Below are 22,893 nucleotides of genomic sequence, written 5' to 3' on the forward strand. Positions count from 1 at the left end.
AAAGGTGCAGGTGATCCCATCATACCGGCCCGCAGACGCGGAACGGGCCGGACCCCGAAGGATCCGACCCGTTCCGCTGAGACCTCAGCTGGAGCGCGAGATGCGCGCGAGCACTCCGTGCACGAATGCCCCCGAGTCGTCGGTGGAGAACTCCTTGGCGAGCTCCACCGCCTCGTCGATCGCCACCGCGGTGGGGACGTCGGGATTGTGCAGGATCTCCCACGTCGCGATGCGCAGAAGCGCCCGGTCGACGGCCGGCATGCGGTCGATCTTCCAGTCGCGGCTGTGCGTGGAGATCTGCTCGTCGATCTCCTCGGCCGCGTCGATGACGCCGTCCACGATCTCACGGGCATAGAGCCAGGAGGCCTGGCGGGCGGGCTCGGACGAGGCGCGCTTCGCCTCGGCCGCCAGGGCGACCGAGAGGTCGTCGCCGCGCACGTCCGCGGAGAACAGGATGTCGAGGGCGCGCTTGCGCGCCTTGGTGCGGGCGCTCACGCGCTCACTTCTCGCGGCCGAGGTACTCGCCGGTGCGCGTGTCGACCTTGATGCGGGTGCCCTGCTCGAGGAACAGCGGGACCTGGATCTCGGCGCCGGTCTCGAGGGTGGCGGGCTTCGTGCCGGCCGACGAGCGGTCGCCCTGCAGGCCCGGCTCGGTGTAGGTCACCTCGAGGATCACCGAGGCGGGAAGATCGACGTACAGCGGCGTGCCGTCGTGCAGCGCGATCGTCACCTCCTGGTTCTCGAGGAGGTAGTTCGCGCCGTCGCCGACCGTCGCGGCCGCGACGTTGATCTGGTCGTAGTCCTTCTGGTCCATGAAGACGAAGTTCTCGCCGTCGTTGTACAGGTAGGTGTAGTCGCGGCGGTCGACGTTCTGGATGTCCACCTTCGCGCCGGCGTTGAACGTGCGGTCGACGACCTTGCCCGACACGACGTTCTTGAGCTTGGTGCGAACGAACGCGCCGCCCTTGCCCGGCTTGACGTGCTGGAACTCCACGACGCTCCAGAGCTGGGAGTCGATGCTGAGCACGACGCCGTTCTTGATGTCTGCGGTGGATGCCATGGTGGGTTCCCGTTTCGTTCGATTGAGTCGCGCTGATCGCGCGCAAGTACGTGGCCGTTGAGGCCGAGAGCCGATCTTAGCGTGTCGGGTTGCGGCTCTCCCTGGAGACGCGCCTCAGGGGCGGCCGGTGCGGATGAAGCGCCCCTCCTCCTCGGCGCCCACCTCCTGATAGGCGGCGAAGAGCAGCGACTCGTCCGGGGCCTGGAGCACCGTCGGCTTTGCGATGTCGTCGAGGAGGATGAAGCGCAGCATCCCCCCGCGGGCCTTCTTGTCGCGCTGCATGGTGGCCAGCAGGGTCTGCCACGCACCGAGGCGGTAGGTGGTCGGCAGCCCGAGCAGTTCGAGCACGCGGCGGTGCCGGTCGACGGCCTCGTCCGACAGGCGGCCCGCCAGGCGCGACAGCTCGGCGGCGTACATCATGCCCACCGAGACCGCGGCCCCGTGGCGCCAGCGGTAGCGCTCCGCGTGCTCGATCGCGTGGGCCAGGGTGTGTCCGTAGTTGAGGATCTCCCGGAGTCCCGCTTCGCGGAAGTCCTCCCCCACGACATCCGCCTTCATCTGAATGGCGAGTTCGATGCAGCGGCGGAACTCGGGCGTGCTCACGTCGATCGCCTTGGCCGGATCGGCCTCGACGATGTCGAGGATCTCGGGGTACTTGATGAAGCCCGCCTTGACGACCTCCGCGAAGCCCGCGAGGGCCTCGTTCTCGGGCAGTGTCCGCAGCAGATCCAGGTCGCAGATGACCGCGCGAGGCGCCCAGAAGGCCCCGACGAGGTTCTTGCCTTCGGCGGTGTTCACCCCGGTCTTGCCGCCGACGGCCGCATCCACCATGCCGAGCACGGTGGTGGGGACCTGCACGATCTCGACGCCGCGCAGCCAGCTGGCCGCGACGAAGCCCGCGAGATCGGTCACCGCACCGCCTCCGAAGCCGACGATCGCATCGGTGCGCGTGAAATCGGCCTGGCCCAGGATCTGCCAGCAGAACGCCGCCACCTCGATGCGCTTGCCTGCCTCCGCGTCGGGCACTTCCGCGAGCAGCACATCCCGGGTGCCGTCAGCCATCAGCGCTTCGCGCAGCTCGGCTGCCTGCGCGCCGAGGGTCGGCGGGTGGACGACAAGCACCTTGCGCGCCGCGGACGGCAGAGCCGCGGCGACGCGCGACACCACACCGTGGCCGACGGTGATGTCGTAGCCGGGCGTGCCCTTGACGTGGATGACGGTCTCGGTGGTCTCAGCGCTCATCGTCGCTCTCCTTCTCGTCCTGGGGGTCGTCGTCCGTGTCCTCCGCGCCCGTCTGCTCCGCCGGCGCGGCCGATGCGGCGGCGTAGTCCGGGTCTTCGGTGCGCACCCACTCCGCGATCGCCTTCACGACGTCGGAGAGCGGACCGTGGGACGTGTCGAACGTCGCGTCCGCGACGTCGCGATAGATCGGATCCCGCGCGTCGCGGATCCGGATCCACGCGTCGACCGGATCGTCATCGGTGTTGAGCAGCGGACGCTTCTGGTTGCGGATGCGAGCCGCGACCACCTCTGCGTCGACCGTGAGCAGCGCCACGTGGTGTGCGCGCAGCGCGTCACGTGTGCCGGGGTGCAGCGGTGCCCCACCGCCCAGGGCGACGACACCGCCGTGGGCGATCGCCTCGAGCACCGCGCGGTGCTCGAGGTCGCGGAAGTGCGGCTCGCCGTGCTCGGCGAAGATCTCGGTGATCGGGCCGTGCTCGCGCACGATCAGGCTGTCGGTATCGCGGAAGGTCACGCCGAGCGTCTTGGCGAGGCGGCGGCCGATGCTCGACTTGCCCGCCCCCATGGGTCCGACGAGCACAACCGCCCGCAGCGCCCGTGGCCCCTCCGCGTCAGTGGGCGAGGTCATGCAGATCGACCGGCTCCGCGGTTGTGCGCAGGCTCTCGTCGATCGCGGCGAGGTACGACTCGAGGTTGCGTCGCGTCTCCTTGACGGAGTCGCCGCCGAACTTCTCGAGCACGGCTTCCGCGAGCGTGACGGCGACCATCGCCTCGGCCACGACCCCCGCGGCGGGGACGGCACAGACGTCCGAACGCTGGTGGTGCGCACCGGCGGTCTCGCCCGTGGCGACATCGACCGTGCGCAGCGAGTGGGGCACGGTCGCGATCGGCTTCATGCCGGCACGCACCCGCAGGACCGTGCCGGTGGACATGCCGCCCTCGATGCCACCCGCGCGGTCTGTGCCGCGCGCGATGCCGTTTTCCGTGGCGAAGAGCTCGTCATGCGCGACCGAGCCGCGCCGACGGGTGGTCTCGAAGCCGTCACCGACCTCGACGCCCTTGATCGCCTGGATGCTCATCAGGGCCTGCGCGAGCTTCCCGTCGAGACGACGGTCGTAGTGCACGTGAGAGCCGAGCCCCGGCGGAAGGCCGTAGACGAGCACCTCCACGATGCCGCCGACGGTGTCGCCGTCCTTCTTCGTCTCGTCGACCTCCGCCACCATCAGCGCCGAGGTCTCCGCGTGGAAGCAGCGCAGCGGATCCGCATCGAGCGCGTCGACGTCGTCGGGCGTGGGCAGCGGTGCGCCCTCGGGCACGCGCACCGGTCCGATCGACAGCGTGTGACTCACGAGACGGATGCCGAGCTCGCCGAGGAACGAGCGCGCGACGGCACCGAGCGCGACCCGCGCCGCGGTCTCCCGGGCACTCGCACGCTCGAGGATCGGGCGCGCCTCGTCGAAGTCGTACTTCTGCATGCCCACGAGGTCCGCGTGACCGGGGCGGGGACGGGTCAGCGCGGCGCCGCGTCCGCGCGACTTCTCGGTGAGCTCGGACGGCGCCGCGCTCATCACCTCGGTCCACTTGGGCCACTCGGTGTTGCCGATGCGCAGGGCCACGGGGCTGCCGAGCGACAGCCCGTGACGGACGCCGCCGGAGATCGTGAGCTCGTCCTGCTCGAACTTCATGCGCGATCCCCGGCCGTAGCCGAGCTTGCGGCGCTGGAGGTCGGCCTGGATGTCCTCGGCGAGGATGGGCACGCCCGAGGGCAGACCCTCCATGACGGCGATCAGTTCGGGGCCGTGCGATTCGCCGGCTGTGAGCACGCGGAGCATTGCTCTAGTCTCCCATGACCGCGGCGCGCATCTTCCCGCGCACTGCCGCCTCGTCGGGCAGGGCGGTGTCGATGTCCCCCGTGGTGAAGATCCGCACCTGCAGCACGGCTTGGTGCAGCAGCATTCCGAACCCCGCGATCGCCTTGGCGCCGTGCCAGCGGGTCGCCAGCTGCGAGGGCCACGGGTGGTACGCCACATCGAAGAGCGGCCCCCCGTTCTCGACGAGGCCGTCGACGTGCGCCTCGGGCAGCTGTGCGCCTCCCGGCAGAGCGGCGATCGTGAGATCCGCGGGGGCGTGACCGCCACCGAAGGGCTCGACGACCGAGGTGAGTCCGAGCCGCTCGGCGATCTCCACGAGCGGTTGAGCGCGCTCAGGACGACGTGCCACGAGGGAGATGCGCTCCGCCCCCAGCTCCGCGGCGGCGACGAGTGCGGAGGCCGAGGTCGCCCCCGCGCCGAGGATGCGCACGGATCCGAGCGCGCGGATCTGCTCGTCGGCGAGGGCCGCGACGATCCCGCCGACGTCGGTGTTGAAGCCGATCGGACGATCAGCGGGCGCGCCCGACGGACGATCGACGTCGGCGCCGGGGAGCAGCAGGGTGTTCACGGCGCCGGTCAGCTCGGCGCGTCGGTCGCGCCAACCGGAGGCTCGCCAAGCGCACTCCTTCAGCGGCATGGTGACCGCGAGACCTCGCCACGTGGAGTCGAGACCTCCGAGCACCGCATCGAACTCGGCTTCGGGCACCCTCACCCGCTCGAACGTCCAGTCGCGGCCGAGCAGGGCATAGGCCGCTCCATGCAGCTGCGGCGAGCGGCTGTGCGCGATCGGGTCACCCCACACCGCGAGACGGGTCGCGCTCATTCAGCAGCCCGCGTGATCCGGATGCGCCTCGCACCACGCGTGCAGCTTCGCCACGTTCTGATCGTGCTCCGCGAGGGTCGCAGCGAACAGCGTCTCGCCCGTCTCGAAATCGACCGTGACGAAGTACTGCCAGTCCCCCGCCTCGGGGTTCATGGCGGCGGCGATCGCATCGTCGCCGGGGTTCGCGATCGGCCCCGCGGGCAGTCCGGCGTGCACGTACGTGTTCCACGGGTTCGGATCGGCCAGCTGCTCCTCCGTGCTGAAGGCGTTCTCCTGTTCCGGCGCGTCCGGGTGCGTCTGGCGATAGCCGAACTGCGCGGTCGAGTCCATCTGCAGCAGACCCTGGGTGTCTGAGATGTCCGGATCGAGGCGGTTCAGGATCACCCGCGCCACCTTGCCGAAATCGGCCGATCCACCTTCGCGCTGGATGATCGACGCGATCGTCAGGATCCGCTGCTCATCGCCGGCCGGGACCCCCGCGGCCGTGAGCGACTCCCGTGTGCGATCGACCATCGCCTGGATCACATCCTGCGCGGTCGTATCCGGATCGAATGTGTAGTGCGCCGGGAACAGCCAGCCCTCGAGGGTGTCTGCGGCGACGCCGTAGACCGACGGATCGGCGACGGCGGCCTGCAGCTGATCGAGGGGCATGTCGAGGCCGACCGACGCGGCCTCGATCGTGCCGTTCACCGTCCACCCCTCCTGGAGCGCGACGGTGTTCTCGAGCTTGTTGGCCGGATCCTGAAGCGCCTCCCACGCCGCCGCCGAGGTCATCTGCTTCTGCAGGCGATAGACGCCCGGGAAGAAGTCGGGCGTCGTCTCTCCGACCGAGATGAGGTGGTCGTAGAACGAATCGGCCTTCAGCGTCACTCCCGCTTCGAAGAGCGTGTTCGAGACGCGAGAGCCGTCATCGCCGCTCTCGATCGTGATGAGCACCTCCCCCGTCGCCTGACCGGGTTCGAAATCGTCGGGCCCGTCCCAGCCGAGCTTCTCCGCGATCACCGTGCCGTAGTTGTTCCAGGCCCAGATGCCGCTCACGGTGAGTCCCCCCGCGATCAGGGCGAAGATCAGGAAGGCGATCAGGCATCCGAGCCCGCGACGCTTCTTCTTCACGGCGACCTCGCGCTCGGGTGCGAAGAGATCCTCGAGCGACGCCGGCGCCGGAGTCGGCGCCGCAGTCGGCGCCGGAGCGGGCGTCGGGTCCTGTGCGGGCTCGCTTGCCGCCGCCGCGGCGCGCCGCTCCTCCACGTCGAGGAGCGCATCGAAGGCGACCGTCTCGGGCTGCCCCGTCTCTTTCGCGCCGCCGGGAGCGGGCTCCGGCTTCGGCTCAGCGGAAGCGGAAGCCGCGCGCGGCTCCGGCACCTCGTTCGCCTCCTCGCCCGCTCGAGAGGGCTCCGCCGGCGTCTCGCCGACGATCGGGATCTGACCAGTGCGAGCGAGCTCGCGCGCCTGGCGGCGCGTGAGCGGGGGCATCTCGCGAGAGGGCTCGGTCATACGCGGCTCTTACTCCTCGGGTAGGCCGGCAGGGATACCGGCGGCCGCCCCGGTGCGTTTCTCGCTGTCGATGGCGTGCTGGAGCAGCACCACTGCGGCGACCTGATCGACAATGCTACGAGAACCCTTCTGGGTTCTGCCGGACTGACGCAGGGCAGTGTGCGCCGTGACGGTGCTGAGACGCTCGTCGACCAGGCGGACGGGCGCGCTCTGCGCGGCCGCCAGCAGGCCCGCGAACTCGCGCGCATCGGCGGTGGAGAGCGTGTCCTCACCGCGCATGTTCAGCGGAAGGCCGACCACGAACTCGAGCGGCTCGTACTCGGCCGCCAGCTCGACGAGCCGCGCGATCGAGCGCTCGTCGCGCGGCACCGTCTCGACGGGGACCGCCAGCATGCCGTCGGGATCGCACCTCGCGACGCCGACGCGAGCCTTGCCCACGTCGACGCCGAGTCGCACACCGCGACGGAAGCCGCTCACGAGCGCTGCAGGTGCGCGCGCACGGCGTCGAGCGCGGCCGGGATCGCCGAGGCGTCCGAGCCGGCGCCCTGTGCCATGTCGTCCTTGCCGCCGCCTCGACCGCCAAGGGCCTCGAGCGCAGCCTTGACGAGAACCCCCGCCTTCGCACCCGCGGCGCGCGCCGCCTCGTTCGTGAGGACGACGGCGAACACCTTGTCGCCCGCGGTGCCGGTGAGCGCCACGACCGCGGCCTCAGAGCCCAGACGGTCGCGGACGGATGTGGCGAGGCTGCGCACGTCGTCGGCCGATCCGACCTGACCGACGGTCTCGGCGACGAGGTTGACCGCGCCGACGCGCTGAGCGCTCTGCGCGAGCGCCGGCACACGGCCGGCGAGGGCCTGCGCCTCGAACGCGGCGATCTTCTTCTCCGCCGCCTTGAGGTTGGCCGAGAGCTCGGCGATGCGGGCGGCGAGCTGGTCCTTGGGAGCCTTCAGCGACGCCGTCAGCTCGGCCACGAGCGCCCGCTCGGCCGTCAGCTCACGGAAGGCGTCCAGACCGACCAGGGCCTCGACACGCCGGTTGGACGCCCCCACGGACGACTCGCCGACCAGGTTGATGAGGCCGATCTCGGCCGAGGTGCGCACGTGGGTGCCGCCGCACAGCTCGCGCGACCAGGGTCCGCCGATGTCGACCATGCGTACCGTCTCACCGTACTTCTCGCCGAACAGCGCCATCGCCCCCGCGGCCTTGGCGTCATCGAGCGACAGGACGCGGGTGGTGACCTCGAGGTTGTCGCGCACCGCGTTGTTGGCGATCTCCTCGATCTCGGTGCGCGTCTCGAGGCTGAGCGCCTGCCCCCACGAGAAGTCGAAACGCAGGTATCCCGCGCGGTTGAGCGAGCCGGCCTGCGTGGCGCCCTTGCCGAGCGTGTCGCGCAGGGCGGCGTGCACGAGGTGGGTTGCCGAGTGCGCCTGCTGCGCGGCGCGGCGGTTGGCCGCGTCGACGACCGTGGTGGCGGGCTGGTCGACGGCGACCTCGCCTCGGGTGACCTCGACGGTGTGGCTCACGAGGCCCGGAACCGGCTTCTGCACGTCGAGGACCTCGAGCTCATAGCCCGGACCAACGATCGTGCCCTTGTCGGCGACCTGACCGCCCGACTCCGCGTAGAGAGCCGTCTCGGCGAGGATGATCTCCGCGATCTGGCCCGCGGTGGCCTGGGGAACGGACACACCGTCGACCAGCACGCCGAGCACCTTCGACTCGGTCTGCAGGTCGGTGAAGCCCGTGAAGGCCGTCTCGCCGAGCGCACGGAACTCGCGGTACACGCTCACGTCGGCGATTGCGCGCTTGCGCGACTTCGCGTCGGCCTTCGCGCGCTGACGCTGCTCCTGCATCAGCGAGTCGAAGCCGTCGCGGTCGACGCCGATGCCCGCCTCCTCGGCGATCTCGAGCGTGAGGTCGATCGGGAAGCCGTAGGTGTCGTGCAGCAGGAACGCCTGGCTGCCCGCCAGGGTGGAGCCACCGTCCTGCTTGGTCTTCGCGACCGCGGTGTCGAGGATGGTCGATCCCGCGGTGAGCGTGCGCAGGAACGTCTCCTCCTCCGCGAACGCGTACGACGAGATGCGATCCCAGTCGCTCTCCACAACCGGGTACGCCTCCTTCATCGCGTCGCGCGACGCCTCGAACAGCGCCGGGAAGGTGGCCTCCTCCACGCCGAGCAGACGCATCGAGCGCACCGAGCGGCGCATCAGGCGACGCAGGATGTACCCACGGCCCTCGTTCGAGGGAGTGACTCCATCCGAGAGGAGCATCAGCGAGGAGCGGACGTGGTCGGCGATGACCCGGAAGCGCACGTCGTCGCCGTGCTCCGCGCCGTAACGGCGACCCGAGAGCTCGGAGGCTCGATCGATGACCGGACGCACCTGGTCGGTCTCGTACATGTTCTCGACGCCCTGCTTGAGGAACGCCACGCGCTCGAGACCCATGCCGGTGTCGATGTTCTTGGCGGGCAGTTCGCCCACGATGTCGAACTCGGTCTTCGAGCGCACGTTGGTGATCTCGTTCTGCATGAAGACCAGGTTCCAGATCTCCAGGAACCGGTTGTCGTCGACGGCCGGACCGCCGTCCTGTCCGTACTTGGCACCGCGATCGAAGTAGATCTCCGAGCACGGGCCGGCGGGGCCGGGCTGGCCGGTGGTCCAGAAGTTGTCCTCGCGTCCGAGACGCTGGATGCGATTCGCCGGAAGGCCGGCGATCTTCTGCCACAGCTCGGCCGCCTCGTCGTCGGTCTCGTAGACCGTGACCCAGAGATCCTTCTCATCGAAGCCCAGACCGCCATCGGCCTCGGACGACGTCAGCAGCTCCCAGGCGTAGGAGATGGCGCCTTCCTTGAAGTAGTCGCCGAACGACCAGTTTCCGAGCATCTGGAAGAACGTGCCGTGGCGGGCGGTCTTGCCGACCTCCTCGATGTCGTTCGTGCGGATGCACTTCTGGTTGTCCGCGGCGCGCGAGAACGGCGCCGGCACCACACCCGTGAGGTAGGGAATGAACGGCACCATGCCGGCGATCGTGAACAGGATCGACGGGTCGTCGCTCACCAGCGATGCCGACGGCACGATCGTGTGATCGTTCTTCTCGAAGTAGTCGAGGTAGCGCTTCGCGATGTCCGCGGTCTTCATGAGGGTGGTTCGTCCTTGAATGTTCGCCGCGCCGGCGTGATGGCGCGTGTGCATGCGGGGGCCGCCGCCACGGATGACGGCGACCTCGAGATCCGGGGTGTCAGGCGGAGGGGGCGTCCTCGGCTCGACGGGCCTCCTCGAGGCGGTAGGCCTCGCCGATCCGCTCGACGAACTCGTCGATGCGGGCATCGATGTCGGCGAGCACCTCGGCGCCGCGCGGATCCTTGTTGAGGAAGTGGGCCGCCACGAAGCCCGAGACGATGCCGAGCAGGAACCACAGCACGTTCTTCATGTCACCTGTCCTCCGGGATTCCGCCGCGGATCCGCGACGTCTCTCCATCGTAGACCGAAGACCTCCAGGGACGACGAAGGGCGCCGGAGCCGAAGCTCCGACGCCCTCCGAAGAACGCGTGGGCTGAAGGTCAGCGGGCGGCGTAGTACTCGACGACGAGCTGCACGTCACAGGTGACGGGCACCTCGACGCGCTTCGGGCGACGCACGAGCGTGGCCTGGAGCTTGTCGAGCGAGACCTCGAGGTACGCCGGAACGTTCGGCAGGACCTCGGCGTGACCGCCGGCGGCCGCGACCTGGAAGGGCTCGAGACCCTCCGACTTGGCCTTGACCTCGATGGTCTGACCCGGCTTCACGCGGAACGACGGGCGGTCGACGATCTTGCCGTCGACGAGGATGTGGCGGTGCACCACGAACTGACGCGCCTGCGCGGTCGTACGGGCGAAGCCCGAACGCAGCACGAGGGCGTCGAGACGCATCTCGAGCAGCTCGACGAGGTTCTCACCCGTCAGGCCGTCGGTGCGACGGGCCTCGTTGAAGGCGATACGGAGCTGCTTCTCGCGGATGCCGTACTGCTCGCGCAGACGCTGCTTCTCGCGGAGGCGGACAGCGTAGTCGCTGTCGGCCTTGCGCTTCGTACGTCCGTGCTGGCCGGGGCCGTAGGGACGCTTCTCGAGGTAACGGGCGGCCTTCGGCGTCAGCGCGATGCCCAGAGCGCGCGACAGGCGGACCTTGCGGCGGTCCTGCGACTTGGTCGTCATGATTTCCTTTCACGAGGCCGTGACTGTCACGGCGCTCGGACGTACAGTCCCCTCCCATCCGGTTCAGGCGTACGTCTACCCACCTGAGGGATCATGCGAAAGGGGATGTGCCCGGAAGTCGAGCCGATCAAGTTTATCAGACGGCACCTCGCTGCCCTGCCAGTCGCAGGCACTCCGGTGCGTCATTCCCCGATGATGCGGCGGAGCTTGTCGAGCCGAGCGCCGATCTCGCGCTCGGCACCATGCGGCTTGGGCTCGTAGTAGCGGGTGCCGCGCAGGTCGTCGGGAAGGTACTGCTGCTTCACGACGCCGAGCTCGTGATCGTGCGGGTAGACGTAGCCCTTGCCGTGACCGAGGCGCTTCGCGCCCGGATAGTGCGCGTCGCGCAGATGCTTGGGCACGGGGCTGAACCGACCGGCCTTGATGTCGGCCATCGCGGCGTTGATGGCGTTGTACGCGGCGTTCGACTTCGCCGCCGTCGCGAGGTAGGCGGTCGCCTCCGCGAGCGGGATCCGCCCCTCGGGCATGCCGATGAACGCGACGGCATCGGCGGCGGCGACCGCGATCTGCAGCGCCTGGGGATCGGCGAGTCCGATGTCCTCCGACGCGGAGATGACGAGGCGGCGCGCGATGAAGCGCGGGTCCTCCCCCGCCTCGATCATGCGGGCGAGGTAGTGCATCGCGGCATCCACGTCGGATCCCCTGATCGACTTGATGAAGGCGCTGATGACGTCGTAGTGCTCGTCGCCCTGACGGTCGTATCGCAGCAGCGCACGATCGACGGCCTGAGCGACGTGCTCGCCGCTGACCGTCGGCTTGGCGTCGCCCTCAGGCGCCTCGGACACCGCGACGCCGGCACTGGCCTCGAGGGCCGTGAGCGCGCGGCGCGCATCGCCCGACGACAGCTGGATCAGCGCCGCCCGGGCCTCGGCGCTCAGCTCGACCTCGTCTGCCAGGCCGCGGACGTCGCTCACGGCGCGATCGACGAGCGTGCCGAGGTCATCGTCGGTGAGGGGCTGCAGCGTCAGCAGGAGCGAGCGCGACAGCAGGGGGGAGATGACCGAGAACGAAGGGTTCTCCGTCGTCGCGGCGATCAGGATGACCCAGCCGTTCTCGACACCCGGCAGCAGCGCATCCTGCTGAGCCTTGGTGAACCGGTGGATCTCGTCGAGGAAGAGGATGGTCGACTGCCCGTACAGGTCGCGCTGATTGAGTGCTTCCTGCATCACCTCCCGGACGTCCTTGACGCCGGCGGTGATCGCCGAGAGCTCGACGAAGCGACGCCCCGACGAGCGTGCGATCGCCTGAGCCAGCGTCGTCTTGCCCGTGCCGGGCGGACCCCACAGGATCACGGACACCGTGCCGGGCGCCTGGGCCTGCGGGTCTGCGAGAGCGACGATCGGAGATCCGGGTCGAAGAAGATGCGCCTGCCCGGCGACTTCGCTGAGCGACGTCGGACGCATGCGCACGGCGAGGGGCGTCAGCCCTCGCCCGCCGCCCATGAGGGATCCGTTCGCCGCATTCATCCCGACAAGCCTAGGCGGCGCATCCGACATCGGATCCGTGTCGATTTCCGGCGGTCTCCACGGCCTCAGTAGGCTCGTCCCGCCGTCATCGAGAGGATCGGGAAGCATGGCCGCAGGAGGCAAGTCATCGTCCGCGAAGAACCGCGCCGCCCGCGAGGCTCGCGAACGTGCGCGCATCTATGAGGCGCGGATGCAGCAGCGCCAGTCCCAGGCGCGCCGGCGCCGCCGCGACGGAATCCTGGGGGCGACGATCGCGGGAACGGTCATCGCGCTCGCCGTCGCCGGGCAGGCGCTCTTCTACACGGTCGGCCCCGGCGCCCCCGATCCGACACCCGCCCCGGAGCCCACGACCACGCTCTCTCCGTCCCCGACGCCCACGGAGCCCAGCCCGGCGGGGACGGATTCGCCCGCGCCGACGGCCACCCCGGAGCCCACGACGACACCCGAGGGCTGACACCGGAGTCAGAACCGCCGTGCCGTACTAGGCTTGGCGCGTCCTGTCCCCTCCCGCGGTCACCGCGCAAGGAGCCTCCCGTGACGAACTCCGATCACACCCCCATTGAAGACACCACCCCGGACGGCATCGACGCCCCCGAGACGAATGACGCCGCGTCGTCCGAGGTGACGCCTGCGCCCTCGCACGAGGCCGACGCCGCCGTCGAGCCCACGGAACCCGAAGCCGCCGAGGAGGGGGCCGCCGCGCCCGAGGTCGACGACGCCGTCGAGGCCGACGCCCCCGCATCCGAGGACGCCGCAGTCGAGGTCGCCGACGCCTCCCAGACCGACGCCCCCGCGCCCGGGGACGCCGTCGCATCCGAGGATGCCGCGGCAGAGTCCGCGCCGGCCGACGCCGCTGCCGCCGAGGAGGCACCGCAGGCCGAGCCCGCGTCGGCGAGCGAGCCGGTCTCCTCCGAGTGGGGCCGAGTGGACGAGAACGGCTCCGTCTCGGTCCGCGAAGGCGATGAGTGGCGTGTCGTGGGCGAGTACCCGGACGGCACCCCGGAGGAGGCTCTCGCGTACTTCGAGCGCAAGTTCGACGACCTCGCCCTCCGCGTGCGCACCCTGGCGCAGCGCCGCCTGCGCGGTGGTGCCTCCGCCGGCGACCTGCGCGGCCAGGCGAAGAAGCTCAAGGACGAGGTCACCGGCGCCGACGTCGTCGGCGACCTCGCCGGTCTGAACGATCTCCTCGACGCGCTGATGGCCTCGCTGACCGAGGCCAGCGCGGAGGAAGCGGCCGCACACCGCGCCGCAGTCGACGAGGCCGTCGCTCAGCGCACCGCGATCGTTGAGCGTGTGGAGGCCCTGGCCGCCCGCGACCCGAAGTCGATCCAGTGGAAGCAGGCGACGACCGAGCTCAACGCCGCGTTCGAGGAGTGGCAGGCGCACCAGCAGTCAGCACCGCGTCTCCCCAAGGCGACCGGTCAGGCGCTGTGGAAGCGATTCCGCGACGCCCGCGCCACGGTCGAGCGTGCCCGCCGTGCGTTCTTCGCCGAGCTCGACGAGACGCACAAGTCGGCCCGCGACGCCAAGACCCGCATCCTCGAGAAGGCCGAGGCCCTCGCCTCCAAGGGCGAGGACGGCATCCCGGCGTACCGCGCGCTGCTCGACGAGTGGAAGGCCGCGGGCCGCGCGGGCCGCAAGGTCGACGATGCACTCTGGGCGCGCTTCAAGGCCGCCGGAGACGCTCTGTACGGCGCCCGCGCCGAGCGCGACGCCGCTGAGCAGGCCGAGTCCGCGCCGCGCATCGAGGCGCGCAAGGCGCTGCTCGAGGAGGCGAAGGTCGTCGCCGACACCGCCGACGTCAAGAAGGCGCGCCAGCTTCTGTCGGGCATCCAGCGCCGCTGGGACGAAGTGGGTCGCATCTTCCCGCGCGACGTGGAGCGCGGTCTCGACGACCAGATCCGTCGGATCGAGAACGACCTGCGTTCGCGTGAAGAGGTCGAATGGAAGCGCAACAACCCCGAGACCAAGGCTCGCGCCAATGATGCGACCCGTCAGCTCGAGGAGGCGATCGAGAAGCTCGAGAAGGAGATCGCCGACGCGCAGGCCAAGGGCGACACCAAGGCTGAGCAGGCCGCGAAGGACGCCCTCGACGCCCGCCGTCTCTGGCTGAAGGCCATCGGCGGCTGACGCGCCGAGCCCGAGGGGCGCGCGGATCCGGTTATCCACACCGGACCGCGCGCCCCTCTTCTTTGCGTGCACGCTGGAGTCATGCCCCTTGTGCACTTCCCGCATGAGCTCTTCTCCCCCGCCGAGCTCTCTGCCGCGCGCCTCGACGGCGAGCTGACGCTCGTGGGCGAGGCCTATGCCTCCACCGCCGGCCTCGAGACGTCGGAGATCCGCGCGGCGAGCATGCGTCTCATCCTCGGCGAACGACTCGCCGCGATCGGGATGAGTGCGGCGTGGGTGCACGGCGCCGTCGGTCTTCCGCCTGCCGTCCACCACGTGCAGCGCGGCCGTGCGGGAGTCGCGCGTCCCGTCCGACACGACGTGCGTTTCCGAGACACCCCGCTCGCCGATGAGGACACGGTGGTGATCGGCGGTGTGCGCGTGGCGTCGCCAGCGCGGACGCTCGTGGAGCTCGCGAGGGAGGCCTCCGATCCGGAGATCGCGACGGTGGCGGCGCGCCTGGCGACTTCCGGTCTGATCGATGATGCGCTGCGCTGGCTGCGCGCGCACCGGCGGTTCCCGGGCCGCCAGCCCGCCATGGCCTATCTCGCCGGCTTGCGGTCAGCGGCGCGCGCGCCGGGTCAGGACGAGGTCACACGATAGACGTCGTAGACCCCGTCGATGCGGCGCACGGCGTTCAGCACACGATCGAGATGCACGGCGTCGCCCATCTCGAACACGAAACGACTGAGCGCCAGGCGCTCCTTGGTGGTCGAGACCGTGGCGGAGAGGATGTTCACGTGATGCTCGCTGAGCACGCGCGTCACATCGGAGAGCAGACCGGATCGATCCAGCGCCTCGACCTGGATCTGCACCAGGAAGACGCTCTTCGCCGTGGGCGCCCACGACACCTCGATCATGCGCTCCGGATCGTTCTTGAGCTGCGCGACATTGGTGCAGTCGGAGCGATGGACGGACACGCCGCTGCCGCGCGTGATGAAGCCGACGATGGTGTCGCCCGGCACCGGGGTGCAGCACTTCGCGAGCTTCACGAGGATGTCGTCGGCGCCGCGCACGAGCACCCCCGCATCGCCGCTGCGCGGAGCACGCTGGCTCACGGTCGGAGGAAGCTCCACCTGAGCGGTCGTGGGCTCCTCGGTGGCGTGAATGACCGCCGTGACCTTCTCGAGCACGTGCTGCGACGAGATGTGTCCCTCGCCCACCGCGGCGTACAGCGCCGACACGTCCTCGTAGTGCATGAGGTCGGCGACCTCCTGCAGGTTGTCCTTCAGACGCTGGATCGGAAGGTGGTGCCGGCGCATGGCGCGGACAATGGCGTCCTTGCCCTGCTCGATCGCCTCCTCGCGCCGCTCCTTCGTGAACCAGCCGCGGATCTTGTTTCGGGCGCGCGTGCTCTTGACGAAGGTCAGCCAATCCTGACTGGGGCTCGCGTCGGGGTTCTTCGATGTGAAGACCTCGACGACATCGCCCGAGTTCAGACGCGTCTCCAGGGGCACGAGGCGACCATTGACCTTGGCACCCATCGTGCGGTGACCGATCTCCGTGTGCACCGCGTAGGCGAAGTCGACGGGGGTCGCCCCCGAGGGCAGCCCGATGACGCGCCCCTTGGGAGTGAAGACGTACACGTCCTTCGCGCCGATCTCGAAACGCAGCGAGTCGAGGAACTCGCCCGGATCCTTCGTCTCCGACTCCCAGTCGGAGATGCGCGCCAGCCACGCCATGTCGGTGTCGATGGACTTCGGGTCATCGACCGGCTTCCCGCCGGCCATGCGCTCCTTGTACTTCCAGTGCGCCGCGACACCGAACTCCGCCTGCTGGTGCATCTCCTGCGTGCGGATCTGGATCTCGACGGTGCGCCCGCCGGGGCCGATCACGGTCGTGTGCAGCGAGCGGTAGAGATTGAACTTCGGCGTGGCGATGTAGTCCTTGAACCGGCCCGGCAGCGGACGCCAGCGAGCGTGGATCGAACCGAGCACCGCGTAGCAGTCGCGCACGGTGCCGACGATCACGCGGATGCCGATCAGATCGTAGATGTCGTCGAACTCCTTACCGCGGACGATCATCTTCTGGTACACGGAGTACAGCTGCTTCGGGCGACCGGCCACCGAGCCGCGGATGCGCAGTTCGTGGAGGTCGCGATTCACGTCGTCGATGACGGAGTGCACGTACTGCTCACGCTGGGGCGTGCGCTGCTTCACGAGGCTGTCGATCTCGTTGTAGATCTTCGGATGCAGCACGGCGAACGACAGATCCTCGAGCTCGGACTTGATCGCCTGGATACCGAGGCGGTGCGCGAGCGGCGCGTAGATCTCGAGGGTCTCGGTCGCCTTCTTCGCCGCCTTCTCGCTCGGCACGAAGCCCCACGTACGGGCGTTGTGCAGGCGGTCGGCGAGCTTGATGACGAGGACACGGACGTCCTTCGACATCGCGACGATCATCTTGCGGACCGTCTCGGCCTGCGCACTCTCGCCGTACTTGACCTTGTCGAGCTTCGTGACGCCGTCCACGAGCAGCGCTACCTCATCGCCGAACTCGGCACGCAGCTCGTCGAGCGGATAGCCGGTGTCCTCGACCGTGTCGTGCAGCAGCGCCGCCGCGATGGCGCGAGGGCCGAGGCCGAGATCCGCGAGGATCTGCGCCACGGCCAGCGGGTGCGTGATGTACGGCTCGCCGCTCTGGCGCTTCTGACCGCGGTGCTTTTCATCGGCGACCGCGTAGGCCTTCTCGATGATGGCCATGTCGCCGCGCGGGTGATTGGCGCGCACCGTGTTGATCAGGCGCGTGAGGTCGGCGTGGCGGGAGGCGCGCGAGAAGATGCGAGGCACCAGCCGGCGAAGGCTGGGTGCCTGGGACGTCACCGAATCGGCCATGTCCTGACCCCTCCCACGATCTCGCCCCCGTGAGGAGGGCAATGCGATTCTACGCCGCGGCGCGGGACCCCCAGGTCAGCGGCCGCCGCGCCGCGACTGCTCATCAGGTAGCCGTTCAGGCGGCTGCACGCGCGGAGAGCACACGCTCGTCCGCCAGCCGGATGGCCGGCTCGTTCTCGCGGAAGAGCGAGTAGAGCGGTGCCGCCACGAACAGCGTGGAATACGTCGCCACGATGATGCCGACGAAGATCGACAGCGAGATGTCCGACAGCGTCTCGGCGCCCAGCACGAAGGATCCGATGAAGAGGATCGCCGCGACCGGAAGGGCGGCCACGATCGACGTGTTGATGGAGCGCACAAGCGTCTGGTTCACCGCGAGGTTGACCGACTCGCCGAACGTGCGACTCGTCACCTCGGCATCCTCGGAGGTGTTCTCCCGGATCTTGTCGAACACGACGGTCGTGTCGTAGAGCGAGTAGGCGAGGATCGTGAGGAATCCGATCACCGCCGCCGGCGAGATCTCGAAGCCGCAGAGGGCGTAGATGCCCACCGTCACCACCAGCACGTCCAGCAGGCCGATGATGGCAGCGGCCGACATCTTCCACGTGCGGAAGTAGATCGCGAGGATCAGGAATGTCAGCGCCAGGAAGATCGCAAGACCCCACAGCGACTGGCGCGTGACGTCCTGACCCCAGGTGGGTCCGATGAACGAGGCGGTGATCTCCTCGTCCGCGACGTCGTAGGCCTCGGCCAGCGCCCGCGTGACGTCGTGCGTCTGCGCGTCATCCAGCTGCGACGTCTGAACGCGAATGTCGCGCTCGCTGATGGTCGTCACCTTGGCGGTCGTGCCCGGCACGGCCTCCTCGACGGCCCGCGTCGCAAGCGCCTGGTCGGTCGACGCCGGTGCGGAGACCAGGAACTGCGAGCCTCCGGTGAACTCGATCGAGAACTCGACGCCGCGCAGCAGCGGCGCGATCGCCGAGAGCACCACGAGCACGATCGCGACGATGAACCAGCTGCGACGCCGGCCGACGAACGGGAAGGAGGCCTTGCCCGTGTAGAGGTCGTTGCCGAACTCGGTCATGGAGCGCATCAGGCGTTCTCCTCCTCGGCGCGCGAGGCGCCCTTGTCCGACGCGTTCTGCGCGGCCGCCTCGGCGGCCTTCCGCTCGGCGATGGTCTGTCGGCGCTCGGCCTCGCCACGCGAACGCTGAGCGCGGCCGCCCGAAGCGACGGGCGTGCGGAACGACGAGCGAGCCGTGTACACCGAGCCCAGCGCCTTCGGGTCGAGGCCCGACAGCGGGTGGCCGTTGCCGAAGAACGGAGTGCGCACCAGCAGCTGCATTACGGGGTGGGTGAAGATCACGAAGATCAGCACGTCCAGCACGGTCGTGAGCCCCAGCGTGAACGCGAAGCCCTTCACGGTGGCGTCGGCGAGGATGTACAGCACGACGGCGGCCAGGATGTTGATCGACTTCGAGATGTAGATCGTGCGCTTCGCGCGACTCCAGCCGTCCTCAACGGCGGCGATGATGCCCTTGCCGTCGCGCAGCTCATCTCGGATGCGTTCGAAGTACACGATGAACGAATCCGCAGTGAAGCCGATCGTGACGATCAGGCCCGCGACGCCAGCCAGCGACAGGCGGTAGCCGAGTCGCCAGGACAGCAGGCAGAGCAGGATGTAGGTCAGCACGCCCATCACGACGAGCGACGCGATGATCACGAAGCCGAGCGCTCGGTACGAGATGAGGACGACGTAGAGCGCGACCAGTGCGAGGCCGATGAGACCGGCGATCAGACCGCTCTGCAGCTGCTGCGAGCCGAGCGTGGCCGAGATGGTGTCGGACGAGACGACCTCGAAGCTGAGGGGAAGGGCGCCGAACTTGAGCTGATCGGCGAGCAGCTTCGACGTCTCCTGGTCGATGCCCTGGCCGGAGATCGAGGGACGACCGTCGGTGATGATCGCGTCCATCGACGGGGCCGAGATGATCTTGCCGTCCAGGACGAACGCGAACTGGTTCATCGGCGACTGCGCGCCGTAGAGCCGCTGCGAGATCTCGCCGAACGTCTTCGTGCCCTCCGCGTCGAAGCGGAGGTTGACGCTCCAGGTGCCGCGCTGGGGGTCCATGCCGTTGGTGGCGTCGTCGACCGAGGAGCCGTCCATCTCCACGGGGCCCAGGATGTACTTCGCGCTGTTGTCGACGTCGCACGTGATCAGCGGCTGATCGGCCGGCGCCGACGAGGGGTCATTCGCCTCGTCGTCGCAGTTATAGGCGTTGAACTGCGCCCAGAGCTTGTCGGTCACCCACGCCGGGTCGGAGCCGTTGGAGGGCTCGGCCGTCGGCACGGCGTTCAGCGACTCCTCCGGCGTCGGGTACGGCGTCTCCTCGCCGTCCTCGCCGACGAACGTGTTGGTCGGCGCCGAGGCGTAGATCACCGCTCGGAGCTCGAGCTGCGCGCTGCGCTGGATGCGCTCGCGAGTGGCCTCGTCGGCGTTTCCGGGGATCTGGACGACGATGTTCTTGCCGCCCTGCGTCGAGATCTCCGACTCGCCGACGCCGGAGGCGTCGACGCGCTGCCGGATGATCGCCACGGCCTGAGTCATCTGCTCCGCTGACGGCTCGCCGTTGTCGGTCTGCGCCTCGAGGATGATCTGGGTGCCGCCCTGAAGGTCGAGCGCGAGCTCGGGAACCCAGGTGCCGCCCTTGACGACGTGCACGCCGAGCGCGTTCACGCCGAACAGCACAGCGGTGAGGACCAGCAGGCCGGTCAGAACGCGCCAGGCACGGCGCGCAGGAGTCGATGTCGCCACGGGCGGCTCAGCTTTCTGCTGCGGGAGACGGAGGGACGGAAGGCTCAGGCCTTCTTGTCGTCGCCCTTGTCGTCGCCGAGGTCGATCTCGGGAAGCTTGTACTCGGGGACGCCGTACGCCTCGGGCTTGCCGTCGGCGGCGACGGCGGGAGCCTCCGCAGCCTCCTCGGAGGCCTTGGCGGCCTCGACCTCGGTGACGGGCTCCTCATCGACGTCGTCCGCTTCGGCAGCGTCATCCTCGACCACGGTGTCCGGCGCGATGTCGACGACCTGCGAGTGCAGCTCGATGACGACGCCCGGAGCGATCTCGACCTTGGCCGGCTTCGAGAGGTCGTCCTTGTCGAACTCGACGAGCGTGCCGAACAGACCGCTGCGCGTCATCACGCGGGCGCCGGGCACCATCTGCTGGGCCTTCAGCTCCGCGGCCTCCTTCTGCTTCGCACGCGTGCGGCGGGAGTTGAAGAACATCCAGCCGATGAGCACGACGAAGACGACGAGAAGAAGGAGATTCGGATCCATGGGGCTGTGAGCCTTTCGAGGGCGCGCGCCGGCGTCGGCGCGAAGCGGGGTTTTTCGGCGGATACCGCCAGACCTTCAGTGAGTATAGGTCATCGGAAATCGAGCGCCCCGTCAGCCAGCGGCACGCCGAGGTGGGCGTACGCCTCCGGCGTGGCGACACGTCCACGCGGCGTCCTTGCCATGAATCCGATGCGCACCAGGTAGGGCTCCACAACGCTCTCGACGGTGTCGGGCTCCTCACCCACCGTCACCGCGAGGGTGGACAGGCCGACCGGGCCGCCGCGGAAGCGCTTGACCAGAGCGTCGAGCACGGCGCGGTCGAGCCGATCGAGGCCGATGCCGTCGACGTCGTACAGCTCCAGTGCCGCCCGCACCTCGGCGATGTCGGCGGCGGCACCGCCCGCATGGACGAGCGCGTAGTCACGCACCCGTCGCAGCAGCCGGTTGGCGATGCGGGGTGTGCCACGCGAGCGACGCGCGATCTCCGCTTTCTGCTGATCCCCCAGCGCGACTCCGAGCACCGACGCCGAGCGCCCGACAACGCGTTCGAGCTCCGCGGGCTCGTAGTACTCGAGATGCGCCGTGAATCCGAAGCGATCCCGCAGCGGGTTCGGCAGCATGCCGGATCGCGTCGTGGCTCCCACGAGCGTGAAGGGCGCGAGATCGAGAGGGATACTGGTCGCCCCGGCGCCCTTGCCGACCATGATGTCGATGCGGAAGTCCTCCATCGCGAGATAGAGCATCTCCTCGGCGGAGCGCGCCATCCGATGGATCTCGTCGATGAACAGCACCTCGCCCGGCGTCAGGCTCGATAGGAGCGCCGCGAGATCACCCGCATGCTGAATCGCGGGACCGCTCGACATACGCAGGGGGCGCTCGCTCTCGTGCGCCACGATCATCGCGAGTGTCGTCTTGCCCAGACCAGGAGGGCCCGCGAGCAGGATGTGGTCGGCCGGACGCTGCTGGATGCGCGCCGCGTCGAGCAGCAGCTGCAACTGGCCGCGCACCTTCTGCTGACCGACGAACTCCGCAAGCGACACGGGGCGCAGGGCGCCCTCGATCGCGAGCTCGGCATCATCCACCGGCCGCGGCGTGGTGATCTCGTCCTCAGCCACGCGCTGCCTGCTTCGCGGGGCCGAGCAGCGCGAGCGTCAGACGCAGCAGGGCCTGGACCGACGCGCGGTCGGCGTCGGAAGCCGCCTCCGCGGCCTGTGCGACCGCCTCGCCGGCGACGCGCTCGGGCCAGCCGAGACCGGCCACCGCCTGCACCACACTCGCCGCCACATCGGGCGCCGCCTTCGTGGCGACCGCCGGGGCGGGCGGGGCGAGCTTGCCCTGCAGCTGCAGCACGATGAGCTTGGCCGTCTTGGGTCCGATGCCCGACACCTTGCGGAAGGGCGCGTCGTCCTCTTCGGCGACCGCGGCGGCGATCTGATCGACCGTCAGGCCCGACAGCACGCCGAGCGCCGACTTGGGTCCCACCCCTGAGACCCCAAGAAGCACGATGAACACCTCGAGTTCCTCGCGCTCGAGGAAACCGAACAGCGACAGCGCGTCCTCGCGGACGATGAGATTCGTGTGCAGCGCGAGGGTCTCGCCGGGCCGCGCGGTGCGCGCGACGTCGGGGGGCACCGCCACGGAGAAGCCGACTCCCCCGACCTCGACGACGACGCTGTCAGCTGCGGCATGCAGCACGGTGCCGCGCAGGGAGGAGATCATGCCCACAGCCTACGCGGCGGTTCGCACCTATGTTCGAGCGACACGCTTCGTCCGCGAGCGCTTCTCCGCCTCGGCCCACGCGCGCTGAGCGGGGGTGAGCGAGGTGTCCGCCACGTGCGCCTGGGCGGAGACTCCCCCGCCCCAGGCGTGGCACAGCGCCAACGCGAGTGCGTCCGCGGCGTCGGCGGGCTGAGGGAGAGCATCGAGGCGCAGCACGCGCTGGATCATGGTCTGCACCTGCAGCTTGTCGGCCGCGCCATAGCCGGTGACCGCGGCTTTGACCTCGCTCGGCGTGTGGGTCGCCGCCGGGATCCCACGCTCTGCCGCGAGCATCAGCGCGACGCCGCTGGCCTGCGCCGTGCCGGTGACCGAATGCAGGTTGTGCTGAGCGAACACCCGCTCGACCGCCACGACGTGCGGCTGCGTGAGGTCGAGCACCTCCCGGATCCCACGTGCGATCGTGGCGAGTCGCTCGGCGATCGGCGAGTCCGCCGCCGAGCGCACCACGCCCACATGCACCAGGGTCGCCGTGCGGTTGCGCGCGACATCGACCACCCCGACGCCGCACCGGGTCAGACCGGGGTCGATGCCGAGGACGCGCAGAGTGCTCACTTCGCCAGCGTAGGCGCACCTCACGCGAGCG

22 protein-coding genes are annotated in these 22,893 nt (G+C 69.5%); 3 read left to right on the plus strand and 19 right to left on the minus strand.

Features of this window, described 5'->3' with window-relative positions:
* Nucleotides 1–84: 84 nt before the first annotated feature.
* The 12 genes from nusB to J5V96_RS12215 all read right to left on the minus strand — a co-directional run bounded on the left by nusB (nucleotide 85) and on the right by J5V96_RS12215 (nucleotide 12,202).
* Nucleotides 85–495: a transcription antitermination factor NusB gene (nusB, locus tag J5V96_RS12160; protein ID WP_208504122.1), complete on the minus strand. Its 411-nt coding sequence runs from the start codon at nucleotides 493–495 to the stop codon at nucleotides 85–87.
* A gap of 4 nt (nucleotides 496–499) precedes the next feature.
* Nucleotides 500–1,060, minus strand: a complete 561-nt coding sequence (efp, locus tag J5V96_RS12165; RefSeq protein ID WP_208504125.1) for an elongation factor P — start codon at nucleotides 1,058–1,060, stop codon at nucleotides 500–502.
* 114 nt (nucleotides 1,061–1,174) lie between these two features.
* The gene (gene aroB / locus J5V96_RS12170) at nucleotides 1,175–2,302 is read right to left on the minus strand and encodes a 3-dehydroquinate synthase (protein ID WP_208504127.1); all 1,128 of its coding nucleotides are present in this window, start codon (nucleotides 2,300–2,302) and stop codon (nucleotides 1,175–1,177) included.
* A complete protein-coding gene (locus J5V96_RS12175) occupies nucleotides 2,292–2,930 on the minus strand; it encodes a shikimate kinase (protein WP_208504129.1) in 639 nt (212 codons plus the stop codon). Before J5V96_RS12175 ends, aroB begins: the two co-directional genes overlap by 11 nt.
* Entirely contained in the window at nucleotides 2,914–4,134 is a 1,221-nt protein-coding gene (gene aroC, locus J5V96_RS12180; protein ID WP_208504131.1) for a chorismate synthase, read from the minus strand. The genes J5V96_RS12175 and aroC overlap by 17 nt, the downstream gene beginning before the upstream one ends.
* A gap of 4 nt (nucleotides 4,135–4,138) precedes the next feature.
* Nucleotides 4,139–4,996: a shikimate dehydrogenase family protein gene (locus tag J5V96_RS12185; protein WP_208504133.1), complete on the minus strand. Its 858-nt coding sequence runs from the start codon at nucleotides 4,994–4,996 to the stop codon at nucleotides 4,139–4,141.
* Entirely contained in the window at nucleotides 4,997–6,490 is a 1,494-nt protein-coding gene (gene mltG / locus J5V96_RS12190; protein WP_236014758.1) for an endolytic transglycosylase MltG, read from the minus strand. It lies immediately after the preceding gene.
* Between the two features lie 9 nt (nucleotides 6,491–6,499).
* Entirely contained in the window at nucleotides 6,500–6,967 is a 468-nt protein-coding gene (ruvX, locus tag J5V96_RS12195) for a Holliday junction resolvase RuvX (protein ID WP_208504135.1), read from the minus strand.
* Nucleotides 6,964–9,624, minus strand: a complete 2,661-nt coding sequence (gene alaS / locus J5V96_RS12200; RefSeq protein ID WP_208504137.1) for an alanine--tRNA ligase — start codon at nucleotides 9,622–9,624, stop codon at nucleotides 6,964–6,966. Before alaS ends, ruvX begins: the two co-directional genes overlap by 4 nt.
* A gap of 100 nt (nucleotides 9,625–9,724) precedes the next feature.
* Nucleotides 9,725–9,916: a hypothetical protein gene (locus J5V96_RS12205; protein ID WP_208504139.1), complete on the minus strand. Its 192-nt coding sequence runs from the start codon at nucleotides 9,914–9,916 to the stop codon at nucleotides 9,725–9,727.
* A gap of 130 nt (nucleotides 9,917–10,046) precedes the next feature.
* Nucleotides 10,047–10,676: a 30S ribosomal protein S4 gene (gene rpsD, locus J5V96_RS12210; RefSeq protein ID WP_208504142.1), complete on the minus strand. Its 630-nt coding sequence runs from the start codon at nucleotides 10,674–10,676 to the stop codon at nucleotides 10,047–10,049.
* A gap of 182 nt (nucleotides 10,677–10,858) precedes the next feature.
* Nucleotides 10,859–12,202: a replication-associated recombination protein A gene (locus J5V96_RS12215; protein ID WP_236014759.1), complete on the minus strand. Its 1,344-nt coding sequence runs from the start codon at nucleotides 12,200–12,202 to the stop codon at nucleotides 10,859–10,861.
* A gap of 106 nt (nucleotides 12,203–12,308) precedes the next feature.
* Between J5V96_RS12215 and J5V96_RS12220 the strand changes: the two genes are divergently transcribed.
* The 3 genes from J5V96_RS12220 to J5V96_RS12230 all read left to right on the plus strand — a co-directional run bounded on the left by J5V96_RS12220 (nucleotide 12,309) and on the right by J5V96_RS12230 (nucleotide 14,974).
* A complete protein-coding gene (locus J5V96_RS12220; protein WP_208504144.1) occupies nucleotides 12,309–12,656 on the plus strand; it encodes a dioxygenase in 348 nt (115 codons plus the stop codon).
* Nucleotides 12,657–12,736: 80 nt separating this feature from the next.
* Nucleotides 12,737–14,332: a DUF349 domain-containing protein gene (locus tag J5V96_RS17425; protein WP_307793623.1), complete on the plus strand. Its 1,596-nt coding sequence runs from the start codon at nucleotides 12,737–12,739 to the stop codon at nucleotides 14,330–14,332.
* A gap of 81 nt (nucleotides 14,333–14,413) precedes the next feature.
* On the plus strand, nucleotides 14,414–14,974 hold the full coding sequence (locus J5V96_RS12230) for a type IV toxin-antitoxin system AbiEi family antitoxin (RefSeq protein ID WP_208504146.1): 561 nt from the start codon (nucleotides 14,414–14,416) through the stop codon (nucleotides 14,972–14,974).
* On the opposite strand, the gene J5V96_RS12235 is transcribed toward J5V96_RS12230, so the two are convergent.
* From J5V96_RS12235 to ruvC, 7 genes are all read right to left on the minus strand, one after another.
* Complete coding sequence (locus J5V96_RS12235; RefSeq protein ID WP_208504148.1) at nucleotides 14,953–17,202, minus strand: RelA/SpoT family protein; 2,250 nt, start codon at nucleotides 17,200–17,202, stop codon at nucleotides 14,953–14,955. The genes J5V96_RS12230 and J5V96_RS12235 overlap by 22 nt on opposite strands.
* A 115-nt stretch (nucleotides 17,203–17,317) precedes the next feature.
* A complete protein-coding gene (secF, locus tag J5V96_RS12240) occupies nucleotides 17,318–18,295 on the minus strand; it encodes a protein translocase subunit SecF (RefSeq protein ID WP_208504150.1) in 978 nt (325 codons plus the stop codon).
* Nucleotides 18,295–20,013 carry a protein translocase subunit SecD gene (gene secD, locus J5V96_RS12245; RefSeq protein WP_208504153.1) on the minus strand — a complete coding sequence of 573 codons (1,719 nt, stop codon included), beginning with the start codon at nucleotides 20,011–20,013 and terminating at the stop codon, nucleotides 18,295–18,297. Before secD ends, secF begins: the two co-directional genes overlap by 1 nt.
* Nucleotides 20,014–20,057: 44 nt before the next feature.
* On the minus strand, nucleotides 20,058–20,531 hold the full coding sequence (locus J5V96_RS12250) for a preprotein translocase subunit YajC (protein WP_208504155.1): 474 nt from the start codon (nucleotides 20,529–20,531) through the stop codon (nucleotides 20,058–20,060).
* Between the two features lie 89 nt (nucleotides 20,532–20,620).
* Nucleotides 20,621–21,646 carry a Holliday junction branch migration DNA helicase RuvB gene (ruvB, locus tag J5V96_RS12255; RefSeq protein ID WP_208504156.1) on the minus strand — a complete coding sequence of 342 codons (1,026 nt, stop codon included), beginning with the start codon at nucleotides 21,644–21,646 and terminating at the stop codon, nucleotides 20,621–20,623.
* Nucleotides 21,639–22,250 carry a Holliday junction branch migration protein RuvA gene (gene ruvA, locus J5V96_RS12260; protein WP_208504158.1) on the minus strand — a complete coding sequence of 204 codons (612 nt, stop codon included), beginning with the start codon at nucleotides 22,248–22,250 and terminating at the stop codon, nucleotides 21,639–21,641. The genes ruvB and ruvA overlap by 8 nt, the downstream gene beginning before the upstream one ends.
* A gap of 27 nt (nucleotides 22,251–22,277) precedes the next feature.
* Nucleotides 22,278–22,862: a crossover junction endodeoxyribonuclease RuvC gene (ruvC, locus tag J5V96_RS12265; protein ID WP_307793625.1), complete on the minus strand. Its 585-nt coding sequence runs from the start codon at nucleotides 22,860–22,862 to the stop codon at nucleotides 22,278–22,280.
* Nucleotides 22,863–22,893: the final 31 nt, after the last annotated feature.

The organism is Microbacterium stercoris, assembly GCF_017592545.1.
Lineage (GTDB): Bacteria > Actinomycetota > Actinomycetes > Actinomycetales > Microbacteriaceae > Microbacterium > Microbacterium stercoris.

Excerpts from the sequence above, each read along its gene's own strand:
- efp (WP_208504125.1), bottom strand. The coding sequence starts at position 1,060 with ATGGCATCCACCGCAGACATCAAGAACGGCGTCGTGCTCAGCATCGAC.
- aroB (WP_208504127.1), bottom strand. The coding sequence starts at position 2,302 with ATGAGCGCTGAGACCACCGAGACCGTCATCCACGTCAAGGGCACGCCC.
- J5V96_RS12175 (WP_208504129.1), bottom strand. The coding sequence starts at position 2,930 with ATGACCTCGCCCACTGACGCGGAGGGGCCACGGGCGCTGCGGGCGGTT.
- aroC (WP_208504131.1), bottom strand. The coding sequence starts at position 4,134 with ATGCTCCGCGTGCTCACAGCCGGCGAATCGCACGGCCCCGAACTGATC.
- J5V96_RS12185 (WP_208504133.1), bottom strand. The coding sequence starts at position 4,996 with ATGAGCGCGACCCGTCTCGCGGTGTGGGGTGACCCGATCGCGCACAGC.
- mltG (WP_236014758.1), bottom strand. The coding sequence starts at position 6,490 with ATGACCGAGCCCTCTCGCGAGATGCCCCCGCTCACGCGCCGCCAGGCG.
- alaS (WP_208504137.1), bottom strand. The coding sequence starts at position 9,624 with ATGAAGACCGCGGACATCGCGAAGCGCTACCTCGACTACTTCGAGAAG.
- J5V96_RS12205 (WP_208504139.1), bottom strand. The coding sequence starts at position 9,916 with ATGAAGAACGTGCTGTGGTTCCTGCTCGGCATCGTCTCGGGCTTCGTG.
- rpsD (WP_208504142.1), bottom strand. The coding sequence starts at position 10,676 with ATGACGACCAAGTCGCAGGACCGCCGCAAGGTCCGCCTGTCGCGCGCT.
- J5V96_RS12215 (WP_236014759.1), bottom strand. The coding sequence starts at position 12,202 with ATGAATGCGGCGAACGGATCCCTCATGGGCGGCGGGCGAGGGCTGACG.
- J5V96_RS12220 (WP_208504144.1), top strand. The coding sequence starts at position 12,309 with ATGGCCGCAGGAGGCAAGTCATCGTCCGCGAAGAACCGCGCCGCCCGC.
- J5V96_RS12230 (WP_208504146.1), top strand. The coding sequence starts at position 14,414 with ATGCCCCTTGTGCACTTCCCGCATGAGCTCTTCTCCCCCGCCGAGCTC.
- J5V96_RS12235 (WP_208504148.1), bottom strand. The coding sequence starts at position 17,202 with ATGGCCGATTCGGTGACGTCCCAGGCACCCAGCCTTCGCCGGCTGGTG.
- secF (WP_208504150.1), bottom strand. The coding sequence starts at position 18,295 with ATGCGCTCCATGACCGAGTTCGGCAACGACCTCTACACGGGCAAGGCC.
- J5V96_RS12250 (WP_208504155.1), bottom strand. The coding sequence starts at position 20,531 with ATGGATCCGAATCTCCTTCTTCTCGTCGTCTTCGTCGTGCTCATCGGC.
- ruvA (WP_208504158.1), bottom strand. The coding sequence starts at position 22,250 with ATGATCTCCTCCCTGCGCGGCACCGTGCTGCATGCCGCAGCTGACAGC.